Here is a 19,501-nt window from a genome sequence, read left to right as displayed (position 1 = left end):
ATTTTTTAATAAATAGAAATGTTTATAAAGACAAAAGTTTTCAAAAAGCCTTGATGCAGAACCAGGTAAAAAAATCAAATAAAATATTACTTACAGCTGTATTCATTATAGGACTTTTAATCGGTGGTGGACTAGGGTATCTACTCGGACATACATCACCATCACTACAATCTAGCTATATCGATAAAATTAAATCACGTGGAAAACTTATAGTTGGAACATCGGCAGACTGGCCGCCATTCGAGTATGTCGATAAGAACGGGAACTTTGCAGGAATAGACATCGAGATAGCGAAGCGAATAGCACAGGCGTTAGGAGTACAGCTCGAGATAAAGGATATGCAGTTTTCAGCCTTAATTGAAGCTGTAAAGAACGGCGATGTGGATATGGTTCTAGCAGACATGACCCCCACTTCTGAACGCGAAAAAGTAGTAGACTTCTCATTTCCATACTATTTTGCTAGTAAGGGCGTGGTTGTAGTACTTAAAAATTCAAACATCGCAAAGCTGGAGGACCTCTACGGAAAAAAGGTCGGAGTCCAGCTTGGAACAATACAGGAGGACTATGCTAACGAGTATCTGAAGGGGAAGGCTGAGATAAAAACATACGACAAAGTATACCCAGACATGGTAATGGTACTGCAGAGGGGCGACGTTGACGCGATAATAATAGGAGAAAAAATTGCAAACGCCCTCATCATAAAGAATCCTGATCTCAAGACAGCTTTCATTGTTGGCAAGCCAACAGCGGGTGCTGCGGTCGCTTTGCCAAAGGGAGCAACCGACCTGAAGGTATTTGTCGACAAGGTAATTGAGGATCTTATAAACAGTGGGGAGATGGACCAGATATTCCTAAACGAGACCCTTAAATGGCTTGGTGGAAGCTGAGCAAAGAATATTGAATAGATAGTAATGATTTTTTTACGTGGGTTGAAGATGGACTTTATTAGCTTTGTTATTGAATATCTACCCTTTATCTCTCAGGGAATGCTCACCACTCTTCAACTCTCAATAATCTCTTTTTTGATGGGCTTGATACTCGGTGCTTTTCTCCTAGCGCTCACGTTATCCCCTCTAAGGCCGGTTGCCCGGGCATATATTGAGCCGATACGTGGGACTCCTCTACTCGTCCAGCTCTTTGTTCTCTATTTTGGTTTGCCGTCCATAGGAATAAAACTAGATGCCTTTACAGCCAGTATTCTAGCCCTTGGCCTTAATAGCGGGGCTTATCAAGCAGAGATATTCCGGTCTGCGGTGAAGGGAATACCGGATGTTCAGATACTCTCAGCCGAGTCTCTAGGTTTCACACAATACCAGACTTTCCGGTATGTTATATTACCACAAGCCTTACGGATTTCGATACCTTCGCTTGTAAACGAGTTTGTAACCGTGATTAAGGAAAGTTCGCTGGCCGCGGTGATAGGTATCGTAGAGCTTACGAGGCGTGGGCAGTACGTGGCAGCGTATACCTATAGGGCGTTTGAGGCATACTTGATAGTAGCTTTCCTCTACTTTGTTTTATGCTATGTCTTCTCTCACGGTTCCCGTGTTCTAGAGAGAAAGGTCAGAATACCAGGCTACACGGGTGCGTAGTGATGACAGAGATAGTGCTTGAAATGGAAGATATTTGGGCAGGCTACGATGAGCAACCCGTAGTAAAGGGTGTTTCTCTCAAGGTACAGAAGCACGAGAAAGTTGTGATAATGGGTCCAAGCGGAAGCGGTAAAAGTACCTTGCTAAAAACAGCGGTACTACTTGTTAAGCCCTTTAAGGGCAGAATATACTTGGACGGCGAAGAGCTCACCGCAGAGAACGTTGACCTTAGAGCAGCTCGCGCAAAGACAGGTTTTGTCTTTCAAAGCTATAACCTATTCCCCCATCTAAAAGTGATCGACAACATAACTCTGCCGCTACGCATCGTGAAAGGATATACTAGAGAAGAAGCAATTAAAAAGGCTCTTGAGGTTCTCGAAGAAGTCAACCTTCGAGGATTCGAGGAAAAATATCCTTTACAGCTAAGCGGTGGACAACAACAAAGGGTTGCCATTGCAAGGGCCCTCGCCATGGATCCTATTCTGCTCCTCTTAGATGAACCAACCTCTGCACTTGACCCAGAGTTAAAGGCTGAGGTTTTGGACACTCTCAAAGAAGTTGCTCGTAGAGGCATAGCAATGCTCGCCGTAACCCATGAATTGGACTTCACAAAGGAGATCGCTGACCGTGTAATAATAATGGAGGATGGCGCCATTGTGGAGAGCGGTCAGGCTAAGGAGGTGTTGGAAAATCCATCCACGGAACGCACGCGGAAATTCCTAAGGCTTATCCAGAAGGTTTGAGACCCAGATAGCGCCGGTAGAGCTCACCTCTGTTGTTTACCCCCCAGTAGATTAAGAAGTTCATATAGAAAGACCAAGAGTGTTCGACAAGGTGGTCTATCTTTTTCTCTATCAAGGTATGTATCTTATCTACAACATTCACGTCGCAGCTGGCAGCCCTCGGATAACCTGTGGCCTTGGCCACACACGGTATGACGCTATCCAGCTTGAGGCCTGTGAGTGCGGCTAGTGAAAGCGAGATGATGAAGTGGACACCGAATAGTCTCTTTGACAGTCTCAGGCAAAGAGACACGTATTCTCCAGTCGAAAGACTCCTCGTGTCGCTCTCCAAGAGAAGCGCGACAAGTTCATTACCTTTGATATTTTCCATGAAGACTTTTTCAGGTATAACAATTCTCTCGGGCCTGATGAACAAAGCATAGTAAACTGGTACTGTCTCGTCGAAAACAAGAGTTAGAGAGCTCACCTCGCTACAGAGTGCTGGGCGGAGCGGGACAAGAGTTACCGGGATGTGAGGTCTGGGAGACTCAAAAATTGCTTGTTTGAGCCCGCCCTTCCTGAGCCTTTTTACCGAGAGAATCTTTGCAGCGTTTACGGCTTTAAATCCTCCTATCCCTAAAATCCTCTGCTGCAAGCTATTCTGAATTATGAGATGTGGAGTATCAAGCTTGGTGAGCTCTAACTCATCTACGAGTATCGAATTAGCGTTTTTAATAACAAGTCCCGGATCATCGTAGACTATCACCGCACCCTCTTTATCTATTAGTTCCAAGCTGTCGATGAAGGAGACTATCGACACCATTCCCAAAACTTAAAGAAAAGTATAAAAACGATGCCTTACGTGCTATAGGTGCCGGTGAAGGTCCATTGTGTTACAAGTCTATAACACTCTATCGCGAAGTCTTGAGGTGTTTCAGCCTGTAAACCCTGGAAGAGTTCTGATGTATGTCTGCGGTCCGACAGTCTATGATTATTCCCATGTTGGGCACGCCCGAACCTATGTAGCTTTCGACGTGATAAAACGTTATTTGAGGCTTATAGGCTACGACGCTTTTCATGTTCAAAACATTACTGACATCGACGACAAGATCATAAACAGGGCACGTGACGAGGGAAAGAACTGGAGGGAAATCGTCGATGAGTACAGCAAGGACTACCTAGATGCGCTGAAAAAACTCAATGTTTTTGTGGACATCCATCCACGAGTCACAGAGCACATAAGCGAGATCATAGATTTCATCCAAAAGCTCATAGAAAAGGGTCACGCTTACGTGGCGCCAAGTGGCAGCGTATACTTCGACGTGGACACGTACGGCGACTACGGCAGGCTGAGTGGCCGTCAGGATAAAAAGATGTGGAGTCAAGAGGAGTTTGCTACTGAGAAGAAAAACCCTTATGACTTTGCGCTTTGGAAAGCCCGTAAACCAGGCGAGCCATATTGGGACTCACCCTGGGGTCCCGGGAGACCTGGCTGGCACATCGAATGTAGCGTGATGTCCTCACGCTACCTTGGAACCAGATTTGACATACATGGAGGAGGCTCTGACCTGATCTTTCCTCATCATGAGAACGAGAGGGCCCAAAGCGAGTCATTGTTTGGAGAGAAGCCTTGGGTGAAGTATTGGATGCACACCGGGATGCTACAGGTTGGTGGTGAGAAGATGAGTAAGAGTTTAAAGAACATTGTGCCTCTCAAAGACTTATTCAACTCCTACGACCCCTTAGTGGTCAGGCTCTGGCTGGCCAGTGCCCATTATAGGACTATACTTAGTTTCTCCGATGAGATTCTCCAACAAGCGCGCTCTAACCTGGAGAGGTTGAGGGGGGCCGCGTTACTAGTACAGAAGCTCTTCAAAGAGGTGGAGCCGGCTGGCAGGCTTTCAGATGAAGACCTTGTCACCTTGAAAGAAATGTCCCAGCTTCGCAGAGATTTCTATGAAGCCATGAATTCTGACTTTAATGCTAGCGCCGCGTTTGCCTCCGTCATGCAATTAACCTCGATTATATACTCCCGGATATCTAGCAAACCTTCTTACACAACGGTCTATATAGCATACAGGTTGCTTGAGGAGTTTAACAGAGTATTGGGTGTTTTAGATGACATAATGTATGAGACTCCGAGTGAGACGATACCAGTAGAGCAATTGGTAGATCTCATAGTCGAGGTTCGCAACGTGCTACGCTCACAGCGTAACTGGGAGCTAAGCGACTACATCAGATCTAGGCTCTCAGACCTGGGAATAGTGCTAATGGATGAAAAGAATAAAACACGGTGGCTGTTGCGCAGGTAGCCTCCCTATTTTGTCTTACCTGAGAGGGATTTTTGGCTCTAAGCCCAATCCCAAGGCAAGTGCTCCCGCAATCCCTATGTTTTGGCCTAGTTTCGTCGGCTTGATGTCCGGAACCCTGTTGATGGCATACTTCTCCACTTCCCCCCTAATGTTGTTCAACAGTATGTCGACGTTGTTTAGGGCTACAGAGCCTCCTACAGTTATTATCTCAGGGTCGTAGTAGTTTACAATAGCTGCAAAACCGTACGCGTTTAACCTTCTAACCTCTGATATGACGAGGAGTGCTAACGGGTCCCCCTTACGATAAGCTTCGAAAATTAGGGGTGCATCTAAATCTTTTCTATCCTTCAGTACGGAGCCTTCAATTTTCTCGCGCTCGACCTCGGCCAGAAACCTTGCAAACCTAGGAATCCCGCTCCCAGAAGAGTATGCCTCCCAATGTCCCTTCTTCCCACAGCCACAGGTCAACCTTTCTCGGGAGTCCACTACCAAATGACCTATTTCATGCGCGTTGCCATCCTTGCCTAGAAGAAGGGATCCGTCAACGTATACTCCACCACCTATACCAGTGCTAATAGTCACGTAAACAATGTTTTCATGCTTGGAACCCTCTCCCCAGTACCTTTCACCGACAACGGCTGTTACTGCATCGTTTGCGAAAGCGACGCGTAGACCTGTAAACTCTTTGAGGAGTTTAACGAGTTCGAGCTTCTTGAATGGCATGTTTGGCGCATTGATTATCTCACCTTTCTTGATGTCGAGTGGACCTGGACTCCCGACTCCCATCCCTACGACCTCCACGTTGAAGCTTTTTAAAATTCCATTAGCTACTCTGGCAATATGCTCTACGTATTTTAGTGGGTCTTGGAAGTCCCATGTCTTAAAACTTTCTATTTGTAAAAGCTCTCCATCCGAGTTTCCAATGCCCACACGGGTGTTTGTAGCTCCAATGTCAACCGCGAGCGCGTATTTCACGGGTCTAAAGCCCGCGCCCAAAAGTATTAAGCTTAACGCGAAATGTAACTATTTGATGATGAGGGTCTAAAGCAGGGAATAATGACCGTAAACCGTCGCGGCTGACCCTTTTCACCTTTCCTCTTTATACGTCGCGTGAAGGGAATACAATTCTCTAAAAATCCACGGCACGTCGCAGAAAAATATACCCTTTATTCAATCCATAGAAGGTCATTCTCTAATTCTAGCTAGCGAGCTTAGCGTGTCAGGGGTTAACTTATAAGCAGGCTAACAAGCATAACGATGACATCAAAGTCTGCAGGGTTGATAACCCCTTCAACAGCTACTAAAAGATCTCCCCTCTTGAAAATAAGGACACTTTTGGATCCCTGTTTTAGCGCAAGCCAGGGATCAGAGTAGCCTAAAACCGTTAACGTCGATCTTACATATGCCAGGAGGTCAGATACCTCTACCTTAGGAGGATATTGATAGAGTATTTTATCCGAGTTGAACGCTACGATACGGCTAACACCAAGGCTCTTCAGCGACTTCAACACATCCTCGTCCTCAGCAAAGACTTCAAGCACAGGCTTACTGCTCATCCAAACGCCCCATTACTACCTCAATGCTCTTTAATGAATATTTTCCTATGATACGGGCTTCAAAAGAGAACGATAAAAATATATGCATGAATCTTGGCATGGGAATTGACAGACCATGAAACCTTACGCCTTTAGTGAAGAGGAAGAGGAATGGGACGAGGAAGAATTCGAAGAGGAAGAGGAGGAAGAATTCGAAGACTTCGGTGAAGAGGAGGAATTCCTAGAAGAAGAGGAAGAGGAGGAAGAGTGGGAGGAGGAAGAGGAGGAAGAATTCTAAAATCTTTTTGACCGCGTTAATTATTTTAAATATCGTTGTCTTGTCTTTGTCTCCGTTAACTTTTCCGTTTTTTCTTTTTACTCGAGCGGGTCTTCAAGAACTTTGATCTATTATTTATGTAGATTCCCAGCAAGGTCAAAGCCCCTATGATAGCGAAGACTACAACTATTAGGTGTCCATTCGAGGAAATTGTACTTTCTCCCGTTGGAGCCTCTGATTCTACAGCCGTAATTACAAAGGAGGACAAGCTTGGATCGGCATTATCTGCTATCAAGCTAATCTGAACAGTCGCGTTTTCTTTTCTCAGAAGCTTAACAAAGAATGTGACAGGGACATCTTTCCCGCCAGGAACGGCTCCAAGCCTTACTGTTAGATTACTTCCCCACCTTATTCCATCCGAGGTGAGATTTACATAGCTAGGTCCGAGAACATGTAGAGAAGTATTAATGGCAGGGCTGCTCCCATAGTTATGCACGAGTATTCTCACAGTTCCGGTAGCACCTTGCCTCAACTGTAAAACACTTGGATATACATAGATTACAAGTATTGGTCCTTGCTGAAAGCCTGTCAAGGCTTGGTTGGGGGGAATTAAGGCTAAGGTGATCTCGGTTAATACAACCACTATTAAAAAAAGAATGTGTATGTTATGTCTCATACACCCCTAACCGCTACAACTCAAAATTAAGGTTTCCCCACCAAATAAAGGATAATCGGGTGGCACCCTCAGCCAGGAGTCATTCTTATAAACGAGTAATGACCAGTTCTTACACTCCGGGACTTTTCCCAAAGACAAGATTGTTAAAGTGTTATTTCTAACCCCGATTGTTACATCGGTTATCCTGGCTATCGCCGTTACAAACGTCTCTCCAGCGTGTACAGGATGATTGTAGAAGCATTCTTTATGATCACTGTGCTTAATGCATACATTTACAAGCACAATTCTCCCAGTATTATTACCTAGGTAGCTGGCCATCGTCTTAATCTCTTCAGTTACTCGGTATATGTCTCTCTGAACACTAATAAGATTATACACGATGGTTGCTGTTATTAAGAGACTCAGAAAGGCTAAGGCAAAGGCTATTCGAGTAATCAGTTGTGTCTCGTCCACAACCTCCTTGAAGTGTTAAAGTATAAAAACATGGATGTAACCTTACTCTGGGTCCGTCTATGAGGCATGCATTACTGCTGCAATACCTGCTAGGATTTGTTCTCATGGTACTTTTCTCCTACATGAACGCACACTACCCTGATAAGACATGGCTCTTTTTCACACTTTACCTGTTAGTTTTTATGGGCATAATCTTCTTCGTAACTGGTAGGCAAGCCCAGAATATCTTTAGAGACCTAGAGGAGGTTAAGAAAGGCGAGATAATATATCAGGCCGATCCGGATCAGAGCCTTAAGCTTCGCGAGAAGGACATGGAGAAGACTCAGGGTGAGCTCGCAGCTCAATTCAAGGTGTCATTGATTCCCATGTTGACGATGATCCTTTTTCTCATGGTTTTTTACATACCTTCCTTTCGACAATTCTTTCAGAACATAGGAAACACACTCACACAGGATCAGAAAATGGCGATGTTCTATTCTTTCCTGGCTATGTACGGCTCATTCTATCTAATCTCGATGATCACTGGCCTCTATACCAGGCGTGTTCAATCTAAAACGGGGACACTTACAATAGCGACAAAATACACAATAACCTCTAGAGGTATTATAGTGGACGACAGGCTTCCAATAAAGTTTCCACTAAAAGGCTCTATCGGCACCGATAACAAGAGGAAGTTCGTAGAGATAACACTAATCCAGCAAGTCATGGGTAGCCAGGTCAAGCAGAGAATAAGGCTTTACACGCCTGAACCCTCAAAGCTTGCCAACCTTCTTAAAGAAAAAGGTATGATGCAAAAGTAACAACTTCAGTCATGAAATTCCCGGCTCAATCCATCTGGGAAGCTTTAGGTACTCGCTCGAAAGAGTCGACAAAAATATAAAAACCCCCAAACCAGAAATAGAAGACGGCGGCCGTAGTCTAGTCTGGTAGGATGGCGGCCTGCCACGCCGCAGAGCCCTGTAGGCGCGGAGAACCCGGGTTCAAATCCCGGCGGCCGCACCTTTTCTCACATTTAACGGGTCTATACAGCCGCCCTGCGACACTGGGGGGCGGCTCCCGGTTACCCTTCTAGGGGTTATTGTTTCTGGCCTGGTACTTTTTTTCTTCTCGTTGAGTGGTGTGACGCCTTGGTGTGTCGGGGTGTAGGTCTCGATTCTGGTCGGTGTTGGCGGGGTGTATCCTGCCTTCCTGGCGATGTTGAGGGCTGCGTTTATGTCCGCGTTTATCTCGAGGCCGCAGCGGGGGCACCTGAAGAGGCCCCTGAAGACGCGGGCCTCCTTGTCCTCGTAGCCGCACCTCGAGCACGTGATAGACGTTTTGTGCTCGTCGACAACGTGTACCCTGATGCCGTACTCCGCCGCGGCTACCGCCAGCCATGTGAGGAGCTGGCGGTATCCCCAAATGTTATTGTTCCACTTGTTCCCCTTGCTGTGTGTTATCATGTACGGATAGCCGGCGAAAATCTCGCTGACGCCCTCGAGCCAGAGCTCGCGAACGAGGTGTCTCACTGCCGCGCGCTTCAGGTTCCTCACTCTCCTCTGCCGTTTCTCGTACGCCTTTTTGAGTAGCAGGTGCCATCTCTCCGTGGGGAGGCCCGCATTGCGGCACTTATCATGGACGCGCTGCCATAGTGATGCTTCCTTGCTCCAGTACTCGTATTCTGCTTTGATGGGACCTCCCCTGTAGAGGAGGGCCCGGCGGCCTGTGGTAACGCAGGTGATGATGTTGTTCACCCCGAGGTCGATGAAGGCCTTCTCCCGACCCCGGGGCCCTTGGAGCTGGACTTTATCCCTTTCGCCGTTGATGAACATGTAGCTATACTTCTTTTCCCGTGGCGCCGGCACGCCCACTTCCACAGGGATATGGGCGTACCACCGCCCGTTGAGCTTCCTTATCACTAAGGTGCCCTGTCTCCCCCTCCATCGTAGGCGGCCGCTGTACTCTAGCGTCAGCCTCCTCCCGGCAATGCTGATTATCAACTTGCCCCTCTTTGGGGAAAGTGGGATCACTCTGTAACCCCTGTCCCGCACAAAAAATATTTTCTCCCTCTTCCCAGTCACTTTGTCCTTCTTGTAGCCCGGAGGCCGGGGTTTGAGCCACCCGGGCACTCTGCCTTGCTTCTTCGCCTCGAGTAGCTTGAAGAAGTTACTCCAGTCAATGAGAAGCTGTTTCACTACTGCATCGCTTACGTAGCTGCCTAGCCGGGGCCTGTAGATGTTGTACCACCTTTTCAGCACCTCGTTCGCGGCCTTAGTCAGCCTGCCGGCGAAGAAGAGCTGCCTCAGCTCATAATTCGCCTGGTTGTACATCTTCGTGCAGAGGTCGGCTAGGGCCTCGAGCTCCCGCTCCTGTTCGGGGGTGAGGTGGAGCCTGAGGGTGACGGCCCGGACGGCCTCTACATCCTCAGGGGAACACCCCGTCATAGTCGAAGTTACCGGGCCTTCGCCCTCGGCCCCCGGCCCCGGAGGAGCGGGAGCCGCTCGCCCTCGCTGACACCTCTTTCTCCTGGATTTACGGCCCTTAGCCCCGCCCCCACCCCCCAGGAGGGGCGGGGCCACTGCAGGCCTCTCCGCTTTTTCAGCTGCCATCCCTTACTCACCCCTCTCGGGGGCCCGGGTTCCTCGGCGTGGAGCCGCCGACCATGGCCGGCGTCCACGCGTCACAGCGTAGCCCGGGCTCCTGTTGCCCGGGGCCCCAGTGAAGGGGCGCAGGCCTGTAGGCCCGGGCCCCTGAGGGGTGGGGTTGTTACCCGGGAGCCATGCCCCAGCGCGCAGCCCCCCTGTATCACTGCCCCGTCATGCCTGGACGCCCCCTGCGTCTCGGCGCCCACGCGGCCCACCCGGGAGCCGCCCCCAGTGACTACCCCCTCTTTACCCCCCGCCTCCACCCATTCCAAACCCCGCGTGGGCTTAGCCGCGCCTTGGGGGCTTCAGGGGCTGTGGCCGGAGCCCTGGGGGCGGGCTGCCGGCCCGCTCTTGGGGCGATCCTCTAGGCGGACACCCCCATGATGGCCGGGGGCACCCCGGTGAGGGGTAGCGGGCGCGCGCCCCTCGCCCCGCCCCGCGACCGCCAGACCCCCTCAAAAACACAAGCCTTTCCCGGCGCCCCCGTTTCGCCTCGGGCTACTCCGTGGGCGCCCCTCGGGCCAGGCGGCCCACGGGGCCGGCGAGGCCCTCACAGGACCCTCCACCCCCTCACAAGGGGGCGCCACCACTAAAGGCGGGAGTGAAGGGTAAAAAAAGGCTCATGTTTTGAGGGGGTCTGGTTTCGGCCCATGGTATTTGCTGCGCCGGGCATGCGTGCTGTGCTTTGCCCCTCGCCCTGCTTTCTTTTCCCCGAGAGTGCAGGGGCGTGTGTGCCCCAGTTTTCTCGGGGAAGCACTGTGTAGCCGTCGAGGCCGTGTGCCCGCTCATCCCCCTCGTCGGGGGTTGAGGGCCATTGTTGAGGGCCTTGCGGCGGCCTGTGTGATTAATATTATTATTATTCAGGTATAAAAAGACTAATTGTTTACCTTTTTAATGTTCCTGTTTAATGCTTTTTAGCGTATGCTTGCCTGCACAGCTCTAGTAATGCTTCTCGTCTCTGCGGTGGAGGGCGAGGAGGGTGCTAGGCTGGAGGCTGAGAGTCTCCTGTGGACGGCTGTCTCCAACCCTCCTAGCGTCGAGGCCGCCGGGAGGCTGGCTGCCTACGCGTCGAGGGTGGTCGAGAGGGAGTACAGGGAGGCCTTGGAGGCTTACAGCCGGGCGTTGTCCCTCGCCGGTGGCCTCAACATTAACCCGGGGGGAGTCCAGGGCTATGCAGGCCTTTCAGGTTGACCATGCAGGGAGGGCGTACCAGGCCCTAAGCGAGGCGATCGAGGAGGTAAGCATTCGACGCACACGCATAGCCTCCCTCAGGGCCTACGCGGGCATCCCCCCAGAATACAGGAAGACACTCAACAGCATGGATGCAATGCTCAGGGAGCTGGAAGAACTCAAAAGCAGGATTGAAGGCCTCCTAGAGGAATAATATGTGTGAAGAAGGCTATTGCCAGCAGCGTTACATATGGTAATAGTACCACGGCCCAGAACTTCTCCGTCGTGGGGGTTTCCATTGACTGGTCCGTTTTCGTGATAAATGAAGGGTCTAGAGGGTTGGCAGGTGTATACATGTATCTCTTCTCCTCGTATTCTCGGGAAGTTATCATTCTCATGGTCATATAAGCGATTATCTTGAGGTAAAGCGGCGTACGCTCAGGGAAGGTAGCCCTATTTCTCCAGTTATAGTATATGTTATAGACTATATAACCTATAGATAGTATCCCTGCAAGGACTATGAGCGATGCGGAGAATTTATTTGTAGCCTTGCATATTCTTGCGTGTTAAGCTTACCGAGGATGAACAGTATGCCCGACAAGGTCCTAACTCTCCGAGAAGCATTAAGTCATCCTCTAAGGCGGGCAATAGTATCCTGCCTTATCGAGAACCCGGGCCTAAGTGTAAGACAACTAGCCCGTGAGCTAGGCGTTAGTATAGGCTCTCTCTCGGGACACCTTGTGATCCTAGAACGAGTGGGGCTTATCCGGGAAGTGCGCTTATCGAAAAAATTACAGCTCTACGTGAACGAGGAAATGTTGATGCCCAGAACTCTCGATAGGCGGCACGATCTGAGCATAATATGGAGTGAACATGGTGGTCTTTCCTCCGTCTGAGAAATACGAATTAACCTAAAGCCTGGCATCTGTATAAGGCTTCCTTCAAGATTAAAGGAGATCAATTCCACACTTAAGGCTCTCGATCCACTTTAGAGCTTTTTCAACGACATCTTTCCCGCTAAGTATAGCTCCGTGTTGAGGCACAATTGTCTCGATCTCCAAACCCTTTATTCTGTTAAGCCAGGCCTGAATAGCTTTGTTTCCCGCCATGTATCTCTTGTGGAAAGGCTCCATGTATTTGATGTGTCCATCAAAATCCTTGACAAAGTCGTAACCAACCTGATCCGGAAACACCGACGCGAAGAGATCTCCGGAGAACAATATCTTTGAACATGGATCGTATATCTGGTTGTTCCCAGGTGAGTGCAGGAAATGCGCAGGTATTACTTTAAGCTTGCAATTTCCGAGCTCTAGCTCTGTACCCTGCTCCGGGACTAGTAGAAAACGGTTACCCGGCGATACTTCTGGGGGAAACACGTGTGGCACGAAGCGAGCCCAAATCTCAGGGAGCACTATCTTTGCGTTAGGTAACGCCGTATACCAGCTTGAAGCAGCCCCGATTACGTCGGGATCCTGGTGCGAAAAGAAAAGGTACTTTATCTTAGGCGCTGGAACTATGATTGAGACTTCTGCTAAAAGCCTCGAAAAGATAACCCTACCGCTTGGATCAGCTAAGAGGCCTTCGCCTGAGTCTGCTATAACAATCTGGTTTGCTTGGACGTAGCCTTGTGGTGTTAACTCTCTGAAAACGGTAAATGAGTGTGCATCCTTCGAATATAATGTCAGCATGGTTTCAGATGTTTGCATATATCTCTGTATTTATAAACTATTATTAGTAATAATCATAATTAAAAAGAAAATGCAAAAGTTAAATTTTATCCTAGATTTTATCCCCTACATCATATATATCTTTTTTTACAGAAAAATTTTTTAAAAGATTGAGTGATATCCTAGCTGTGCGAATCAGGGAACATCCTATACTAGATTTCACCCGGGGTCCCCCTCTAAAATTCACCTTTAACGGAAATATCCTTGAAGGATACCCTAACGAGAGCGTACTCGCTGCGCTATGGGCTAACGGTATAAAAAGTTTAAAGAAGGGAGGTCCCCCTCAAGGCCCTTTTTGCCAAATAGGCTATTGCTCGGGCTGCATGGCGCGGGTAAACGGACGACCCCGTGTTAGGACGTGTCTGGAACCTGTCTCTGAGGGGCTTATCGTTGAGATCGAGGAAGAACCACTTCCCCCGAAGGTCACACATGAAGCCGAAGAAGGAAAAGCAGAGATAATTGAGACAGACGTGATGGTTGTGGGGAGCGGGCCCGCCGGTATTTCCGCGGCTATAGCTGCTAGAGGGGAAGGATTGAGGGTAGATGTTTTCGAGAGGCACTTCAGGCCGGGTGGACAACTAGTGAAGCAGACACACAAATTCTTCGGCTCAGGCAAGCTTTTTGGTGGTCAGCGGGGTTTCCAGATAGCTCGGAGGCTAATCCAGGATGCTAACTCTCTCGGCGTGAGAATACATACGAGAGCCCCGGTGATAGGGTGGTTCAAGGAGGGCTTTTTCGCTGTGGCGGCTCAAGATAGACTCGTTCTTGTTAAGCCTCGTACTGTTATCGTATCAACGGGCGCCGTTGAGAGGTTTCTGCCATTCCCGGGAAACACGCTTCCCGGTGTAATGGGTGCAGGAGCGGCGCAGACGCTGATGAACGAGTACGGGGTAAAGCCTGGAAACAGGGCAGTGGTGGTCGGTGCCGGAAATGTCGGGCTTATTGTGGCGTATCAGCTTCTACAGGCAGGTGTTGAGGTTGCAGCCGTCGTTGAAGTCATGAAAGAGATAGGGGGCTGGCTTGTCCACGCTGCCAAACTCAGGAGGAGGGGTATACCTATACTTACTAGCCACACAGTGATAAGAGCGGAGGGAAAGAATAGCGTAGAGCGCGTCATCGTATCTCAGGTCAACGATAAATTTGAGCCAATACCGGGTACCGAGAAGACTTTTGAGGCTGACCTTCTACTCCTAGCCGTGGGTCTCACGCCTGAAGCTAGGCTACTAGCAGAAATGGGTGCTAGAATGGTTTGGACAAGTGAGCTTGGAGGTTATGTTCCATATAGGAACAAATATATGGAGACAAGTATTCCAGGAGTATTCGTTGCAGGCGACGCGTCCGGCATAGAGGAGGCGACGACAGCTATACTCACTGGGAGGATCGCCGGATACTCTGCTGCAATCAATATTCTAGGACCACGTGACGAACTTCTAAGGAAAAGAGAGGAGGCCATACGGGAACTCGAAGCAGCGCGCATGACGCCATTCTCTACCAAAGTTTTGAAGGGAGTAGGCAAGGTGATGCTGAGTGAGCTACAGGCTTAGAGGTTATGCTACGGTTGAAGAGCTACGAGACGCTGGCTTCATCCCGCCCGAAGAGCTAGTCGAGTCTAAGGCTATAGCCGTCTCAGAGTGTATTGAGATGATCCCATGCAACGTCTGTCAGTCTGTTTGCCCAGTTAAGGCCATACGTGTCGAAGGTCTCAGTGGGAGACCGAGAATAGACTGGGATAGATGTACGGGCTGCGGTGTATGTGTTGGTTCATGTCCTGGACAGGCCATGTTCATGGTGGGAAGGGCAGGCAATGATTACATAGTAGGACTCCCATACGAGTTCCTGCCACGCGCAGAGAAGGGTAAGCGGGCAGTACTAATGGGCCGAGACGGTCGGGAGCTTGGAGAAGGTGAAATTACGAGAGTTTTTGAAATTAACAAGACTCAGGTTGTATTTGTAAAGGTGCCAAGGGATCTTATATGGGAGGTGAGAAGCATACGGGTGAAGTGAAAGCCTACATATGCATGTGTGAAAAGGTTACTCTCGAGGATGTCGACAAGGCTCTAAAGGAGGGTATAAGGGATCTCGAGTCGCTCAAAAGGAAACTAAGAATAGGGATGGGTCCGTGCCAGGGTAGATTCTGCATCCCCGCACTCATTTCCTATGTTAGTAGAAAGCTAGGTGTTCCACCCGAGAAGCTTGCCTACCCAATAGTTAGACCACCATTAGAGCCCGTTCCCGCAAAACTCTTCCTGCAGGTGAAGTATGATGAGATATGAGACTATCATAATAGGCGGGGGTATTACGGGCCTGGCTACAGCTTTCAGCCTTGCAAATAAGGGTGCTGGTAAAGTTGTGGTCCTGGAGCGAAACTATCTCGGTTCCGGTTCCACCTTCCGTTCCGCGGGGGGGATCAGGGCGAGCTTTACCAGCAAAGAGCATATAGCACTAATGAAGCGAAGCATCGAGTTATGGGGGAAGCTCGCAAGTGAGCTGAGCATAAAATATGCGAGAAGCGGATATCTCTGGCTCTCCTCAACCGAGAAAGGTTTTGAGAAGCTTAAAGCATACATGAAGTTGCACAACGAGAGCGGGGTTCCTACACGTATAGTGGAGGAGGACTTCGTAAAACAGGTAGCGCCTCACGTGGACACAAGTAGGCTTGTAGGGGCCCTCTTCGACCCTTTAGCCGGGAAGGCCAGTCCATTCGACACTATTTACAAGTTATACGCGGCGGCGAGATCGCTTGGCGTGGAGTTCCGCACGGAGGAAAATGTCGAGGAAATAATAACGCATCAAAACGTTGTACAGGGTGTTCGCACTTCAAACCAGCGTCTAGAAGCGGAAAACGTGGTCGTAGCTACAGGTGCTTATGTGCACGAGTTACTGAAGCCCTTAAGCGTAGACCCCCACGTGGAACCGATTCCACACTACGCAGCAATAACTGAGGAGTTTGGAAGACTATTCGACCCGTTAATAATAGACTTTGAGAGTGGTGCTTATGCCGTCCAAACATTTCATGGCAACGTAATCATGGGCGTGGAGACTCCAGAGAAACCCTACTCTAGTCTTGAGGTAAGCATTAAGTTCCTCTACAAGGTTGTAAAAGAGTGGTCTAAGTGGCTTACCTGGCTTCCCGAAGTAAACATTCTAAGACATTGGCCTGGCTACTATGAGGTTACACCCGACCATCACCCTGTGCTCGGCCCTGTCAACAAGTATGAGGGGCTCTATGTTGCGACCGGCTTTAGCGGACACGGCTTTATGATGGGGCCTGTAACAGGAGAGATTATAGCGAACTGGATACTCAGAGGAGATCCTGGAATTCCCGAGGCTAGGAACCTTACCCTGGAAAGGTTCGAGAGTGGCAAGCTCATCCAGGAGCTAGCGGTTATCGGCTAGAATATCTTCTCAAGCAATAAATAACCTTAATAAACGATAAGGCTTGTGTCGTAGGAGAGGTCTCAATGTGGCTCTATCATGGATTATACAGGATATTCTTGATAATTAAGGCTAAGCTCACAAAATCCGAGCTTGCCCTTGTAGATGAGGGAGACCCGGATGGAATTGTCAGCGGCGCCCTCTTCAAGATGAGGTTTCCCCGAGGCGTTGTTGTCACAGCATACCCCCCGGAGATTAAGAGTAACTATCTCATAAGAGCTATTCGGTGGGACTTTGTTGCTGATCTTCCCTGCCCTGGTAAGGCCAGGCTGCGGGCTGATCACCATCTTTCAAATACTCCTTGCGCCGCTGTAGAATTCTACGATCCGAATGCTCCCGCCTCTGCTCTCCTGGCCTTAAAAGCGCTTGGGCTGGAAGAGAACCCTACGGCTTCAAAACTTGTTAGCCTTGCCGTGGAAACCGATACCGCCCAGATAACGAGCCAGGAAGCCATGGATCTCGAGGCAGCAGTCAAGGGTGCAGACTTCAAGGGGAAGCTTCACCTGATTGAGGTGCTTGCAAAGAAGGGGGTTGATGCACTTAACGATGAGAAGGTTAAAGAGTATATTGAGCGTTACAGGAAGAATAAGAGCAGGACTGAAGAGTTCGCCGCTCTTCTCCAACCGCCTCCAAAGGAGGTTATAGTCTTCTTCAAAAAAGACTACAAGCTTTCCTACCGCTACCTCACAATACTACTCGAGAAATCCGGCGCAGACTTCACATTCATCTTAGTTCCTAAGGGCCTTTTCAGGTACCGTGTATATGCTGGGGCTAAGCCTGAATCCGGCTATAACGCTGCCAGCATTGTCGAGCCGCTCGGCGGTGGGGGCCATAAATTCGCGGCTGGGGCTACTTTTAGGTCTATCAGTTCTGCTAAAGCATTAAAAAAAGTTTTGCCTCTCCTGAAACAGGCGCTCGGACGCGACTCTATAGATATAATAGTAGTTGAAGATGATGGCTTAAAGAAGACAACCCTCTCGTAGCTTATCTCTTCAGATTCTCTATCATGCCCACGAGACGCTCAACATCCTCCTCGACTATTTTTTCCAATACCATGTAAGTATGCCTAAGGAATTCGGGCTTGGTGAGAGGTCTTCCATAGAAAACGGGCTCTACAGAAGCCAGGGTCTCCTCGTAACCCGGTATTCTTCTTAAGCCCCTCATACTTGTCACCTCCTCGGGGCTCCTAACTCCTGAAAGAATGTCATGCAGCAAAAGTAGATCATCGATGGCATCCGTATATGTAGGATAGAAGACGACGCTATCCTTGAAAACTCTGTCATATCTTCCCCAAAACATAGGGCGTGTCAGCAAGCGTCTAATTGTTCGGGCCTCACTCTCACTCTCTACTTTAAGTCCTTTAACCAAGTTTAAGGCTTTGCGGGCGCTTGGGAGAAAGGACACCTTTTCTAAACTTTCTGAGATGCTCCTTATAAGCTCTTCATACTTAAACGCCTTTGCACCCCGCTTAATAAGCTCTGATGCAACGTGCTCTAAAAGCTTAAAAGCTCTCTCAGTAGACTCCCAATCCACCGTATCGGCAACGTCGAGGTCTGTGTGATAAACAGGAATAATTTCGGGGAAAGTGTGAAAGGTCATAGCAGGGAGTCCTTTAAGTGCGAAACTTAAACTGTCAAAGAGGACTTGATCAGAACACACAGTGACAACACTACCCATAAAGTCTGTAAGCCAGGCCTGGATATCCGGCGACGAGGCTGAGATTCTTAGAGAAGATCCACCCAGCGTGTCTACGTTGAGAAGTACACCAAACTCCTCTAGAAGTCCATTCTTTTCAAGAAACTCGGCGAAAACACGCGATCCCCATGTCCAGTACCATGGACTGAAGCTGGGTGCACCAGACTCCTCAGAGCCGAAGATTATATACCCCGCCCTCTCTCTGAACAAATTGGCTGCGTGAAGCACTAAGCCAACTCCTAGAACGTTGTCACGAAAACCTGTTAGCCACTTGTCAACATGCGCCGAAAATACAGGTCCCCTCAGGTTTCCTGCGTATATAACCGCGCTTCTACCGCTTGGATCTATTCGAGTCTCTACCTTCAAGAAGAGCTTCCTATGCTCTCTTGCCAGCTTTAGGATGCGAAGTCCGTCCTCGAGAGTAACTGCTACCGCCGGTATAGGGGGTGGCGTGCCTGCACTAAACCGGTAATCAGTGTTCAAGGTTAGAACCATCCTTCTAACTCTGGAGGGATAACGATCCATGAAAATCACAGCGTCAGCTCCAGCTCTAACGGCCTGAAGGTATTGCCACTCGACTTCGTCAACTTTGTCGTAGATCTTAATCAACACGATTTTCCCAGTGAGGTCTATAGACGCCCAGTCCTCCTCTAAGATACGGCTTCCGGTATAAACAACCTTTCCCTCGACTTCCCCGCTGAGCGTGTAAGGCATAGCGACAGCCCTTAGCCTAAGATCTCCGGCTGATAGCTCTACGTAATTTTCACGCCATGAGAGTGCCTCAAACTCTAAAACCCTCGCCTCCAAGCCAAGCTCCTCAAAACGTTTCTTTAAATGTTCTATTGCAGCCCGCTCCTCGGGCGTGCCTGCTACAATGTCATAATTGTCCAAGAACTCTGTTTCTCTAATAATGGTCTCCTTGAAATTCACATAGCCGAAAAACCCGGACATGGATAAGCTTATCGTTCCATGCATAAACAAGGTTATCAACTGGACAGCTGCACGGAAATCAAAAGTATAACACATAGACCGCAGCTAGAGTATTGATAGAACACGTTATATTTCAGAGCTCCCAATATTAATCCCGATGAAGAGAGTGAATGAGAAAATCCGAATAGCCCTAGACAATATAGATGAAGCTATTAATCTACTCCGCGAGATTGCACGTGAAGATAGAAAGATCGCTGCAGCTCTAGAGGATATTATTTACTATCTGGAGGAGGCTGGAGAGGCGCTCAACACCATATTAGAGCAGAGCTATGAGGCTGAAAAGTAGAGTAGTG

At 49.0% G+C, this 19,501-nt stretch carries 23 protein-coding genes, 1 tRNA gene and 1 pseudogene; 17 read left to right on the top strand and 8 right to left on the bottom strand.

All coding sequences use genetic code 11. The features are described 5' to 3' along the window. Positions 1-53 precede the first annotated feature (53 nt). From MA03_RS05080 to MA03_RS05070, 3 genes are read left to right on the top strand one after another with little or no spacing between them, the layout of a single operon-like run. Complete coding sequence (locus MA03_RS05080) at positions 54-887, top strand: ABC transporter substrate-binding protein (protein WP_052884912.1); 834 nt, start codon at positions 54-56, stop codon at positions 885-887. 48 nt (positions 888-935) lie between these two features. After that, the gene (locus MA03_RS05075) at positions 936-1,592 is read left to right on the top strand and encodes an amino acid ABC transporter permease (protein ID WP_052884232.1); all 657 of its coding nucleotides are present in this window, start codon (positions 936-938) and stop codon (positions 1,590-1,592) included. Positions 1,593-1,594: 2 nt separating this feature from the next. Next, positions 1,595-2,335, top strand: coding sequence for an amino acid ABC transporter ATP-binding protein (locus tag MA03_RS05070; RefSeq protein WP_191118426.1), 741 nt, complete (start codon positions 1,595-1,597; stop codon positions 2,333-2,335). On the opposite strand, the gene MA03_RS05065 is transcribed toward MA03_RS05070, so the two are convergent. Continuing rightward, positions 2,319-3,137, bottom strand: coding sequence for a dehydroquinate synthase/iron-containing alcohol dehydrogenase family protein (locus MA03_RS05065; RefSeq protein ID WP_052884231.1), 819 nt, complete (start codon positions 3,135-3,137; stop codon positions 2,319-2,321). The genes MA03_RS05070 and MA03_RS05065 overlap by 17 nt on opposite strands. Before the next feature lie 67 nt (positions 3,138-3,204). On the opposite strand from MA03_RS05065, the gene cysS reads away from it, so the two are divergent. Next, the gene (cysS, locus tag MA03_RS05060; RefSeq protein ID WP_052884230.1) at positions 3,205-4,626 is read left to right on the top strand and encodes a cysteine--tRNA ligase; all 1,422 of its coding nucleotides are present in this window, start codon (positions 3,205-3,207) and stop codon (positions 4,624-4,626) included. A gap of 15 nt (positions 4,627-4,641) precedes the next feature. Here the strand turns inward: cysS and MA03_RS05055 are convergent, their stop codons facing one another. Together MA03_RS05055 and MA03_RS05050 are read right to left on the bottom strand one after the other, a co-directional pair. Beyond that, complete coding sequence (locus MA03_RS05055) at positions 4,642-5,601, bottom strand: ROK family protein (RefSeq protein ID WP_052884229.1); 960 nt, start codon at positions 5,599-5,601, stop codon at positions 4,642-4,644. A gap of 251 nt (positions 5,602-5,852) precedes the next feature. After that, positions 5,853-6,182 (bottom strand): hypothetical protein, encoded by a 330-nt coding sequence (locus tag MA03_RS05050; protein WP_052884228.1) that lies wholly within the window; start codon positions 6,180-6,182, stop codon positions 5,853-5,855. Between the two features lie 115 nt (positions 6,183-6,297). Between MA03_RS05050 and MA03_RS08690 the strand changes: the two genes are divergently transcribed. Further along, entirely contained in the window at positions 6,298-6,459 is a 162-nt protein-coding gene (locus MA03_RS08690) for a hypothetical protein (protein WP_191118425.1), read from the top strand. Between the two features lie 55 nt (positions 6,460-6,514). Here the strand turns inward: MA03_RS08690 and MA03_RS05045 are convergent, their stop codons facing one another. Continuing rightward, entirely contained in the window at positions 6,515-7,114 is a 600-nt protein-coding gene (locus tag MA03_RS05045) for a hypothetical protein (RefSeq protein WP_052884227.1), read from the bottom strand. A 6-nt stretch (positions 7,115-7,120) separates the two neighbouring features. Continuing rightward, positions 7,121-7,567, bottom strand: a complete 447-nt coding sequence (locus MA03_RS05040) for a hypothetical protein (RefSeq protein ID WP_052884226.1) — start codon at positions 7,565-7,567, stop codon at positions 7,121-7,123. Positions 7,568-7,626: 59 nt separating this feature from the next. Between MA03_RS05040 and MA03_RS05035 the strand changes: the two genes are divergently transcribed. Both MA03_RS05035 and MA03_RS05030 read left to right on the top strand, forming a co-directional pair. Further along, complete coding sequence (locus MA03_RS05035) at positions 7,627-8,367, top strand: DUF2208 domain-containing protein (protein ID WP_052884225.1); 741 nt, start codon at positions 7,627-7,629, stop codon at positions 8,365-8,367. 107 nt (positions 8,368-8,474) lie between these two features. Further along, a tRNA-Gly gene (locus MA03_RS05030) sits at positions 8,475-8,566 on the top strand. Positions 8,567-8,811: 245 nt separating this feature from the next. Here the strand turns inward: MA03_RS05030 and MA03_RS09075 are convergent. Further along, a pseudogene (locus MA03_RS09075) lies at positions 8,812-9,990 on the bottom strand (RNA-guided endonuclease InsQ/TnpB family protein); the annotation flags it as partial. Positions 9,991-11,112: 1,122 nt separating this feature from the next. Here MA03_RS09075 and MA03_RS05010 point away from each other — a divergent pair. From MA03_RS05010 to MA03_RS04995, 4 genes are all read left to right on the top strand, one after another. Beyond that, entirely contained in the window at positions 11,113-11,382 is a 270-nt protein-coding gene (locus MA03_RS05010) for a hypothetical protein (RefSeq protein WP_052884221.1), read from the top strand. Beyond that, on the top strand, positions 11,363-11,575 hold the full coding sequence (locus tag MA03_RS05005; protein WP_052884220.1) for a hypothetical protein: 213 nt from the start codon (positions 11,363-11,365) through the stop codon (positions 11,573-11,575). Before MA03_RS05010 ends, MA03_RS05005 begins: the two co-directional genes overlap by 20 nt. Positions 11,576-11,580: 5 nt before the next feature. Then, on the top strand, positions 11,581-11,769 hold the full coding sequence (locus tag MA03_RS05000; RefSeq protein ID WP_052884219.1) for a hypothetical protein: 189 nt from the start codon (positions 11,581-11,583) through the stop codon (positions 11,767-11,769). A gap of 182 nt (positions 11,770-11,951) precedes the next feature. After that, complete coding sequence (locus MA03_RS04995; RefSeq protein WP_191118424.1) at positions 11,952-12,257, top strand: winged helix-turn-helix domain-containing protein; 306 nt, start codon at positions 11,952-11,954, stop codon at positions 12,255-12,257. A 51-nt stretch (positions 12,258-12,308) separates the two neighbouring features. On the opposite strand, the gene MA03_RS04990 is transcribed toward MA03_RS04995, so the two are convergent. Then, the gene (locus MA03_RS04990) at positions 12,309-13,067 is read right to left on the bottom strand and encodes an oxygen-binding di-iron domain-containing protein (protein WP_236944847.1); all 759 of its coding nucleotides are present in this window, start codon (positions 13,065-13,067) and stop codon (positions 12,309-12,311) included. A gap of 149 nt (positions 13,068-13,216) precedes the next feature. On the opposite strand from MA03_RS04990, the gene MA03_RS04985 reads away from it, so the two are divergent. From MA03_RS04985 to MA03_RS04965, 5 genes are all read left to right on the top strand, one after another. Then, the gene (locus tag MA03_RS04985) at positions 13,217-14,632 is read left to right on the top strand and encodes an FAD-dependent oxidoreductase (RefSeq protein WP_052884216.1); all 1,416 of its coding nucleotides are present in this window, start codon (positions 13,217-13,219) and stop codon (positions 14,630-14,632) included. Further along, positions 14,616-15,092 carry a 4Fe-4S binding protein gene (locus MA03_RS04980; protein WP_052884215.1) on the top strand — a complete coding sequence of 159 codons (477 nt, stop codon included), beginning with the start codon at positions 14,616-14,618 and terminating at the stop codon, positions 15,090-15,092. Before MA03_RS04985 ends, MA03_RS04980 begins: the two co-directional genes overlap by 17 nt. Then, complete coding sequence (locus MA03_RS04975) at positions 15,089-15,361, top strand: (2Fe-2S)-binding protein (protein ID WP_236944846.1); 273 nt, start codon at positions 15,089-15,091, stop codon at positions 15,359-15,361. Before MA03_RS04980 ends, MA03_RS04975 begins: the two co-directional genes overlap by 4 nt. Further along, entirely contained in the window at positions 15,351-16,484 is a 1,134-nt protein-coding gene (locus MA03_RS04970) for an NAD(P)/FAD-dependent oxidoreductase (RefSeq protein WP_191118423.1), read from the top strand. The genes MA03_RS04975 and MA03_RS04970 overlap by 11 nt, the downstream gene beginning before the upstream one ends. 65 nt (positions 16,485-16,549) lie before the next feature. Continuing rightward, positions 16,550-17,506, top strand: coding sequence for a DHH family phosphoesterase (locus MA03_RS04965; RefSeq protein ID WP_052884212.1), 957 nt, complete (start codon positions 16,550-16,552; stop codon positions 17,504-17,506). A 1-nt stretch (position 17,507) separates the two neighbouring features. Here MA03_RS04965 and MA03_RS04960 read toward each other — a convergent pair whose 3' ends face one another. After that, positions 17,508-19,244: a M28 family peptidase gene (locus MA03_RS04960; protein WP_191118422.1), complete on the bottom strand. Its 1,737-nt coding sequence runs from the start codon at positions 19,242-19,244 to the stop codon at positions 17,508-17,510. Between the two features lie 61 nt (positions 19,245-19,305). Between MA03_RS04960 and MA03_RS04955 the strand changes: the two genes are divergently transcribed. Beyond that, positions 19,306-19,494, top strand: a complete 189-nt coding sequence (locus MA03_RS04955) for a hypothetical protein (RefSeq protein WP_052884210.1) — start codon at positions 19,306-19,308, stop codon at positions 19,492-19,494. The last annotated feature ends 7 nt before the right edge of the window (positions 19,495-19,501 follow it).

Source organism: Thermofilum uzonense (assembly GCF_000993805.1).
GTDB lineage: Archaea > Thermoproteota > Thermoprotei > Thermofilales > Thermofilaceae > Thermofilum > Thermofilum uzonense.
The sequence above is the reverse complement of the archived record's forward strand: the minus strand, read 5'-3'. Positions and strand labels throughout refer to the sequence as shown.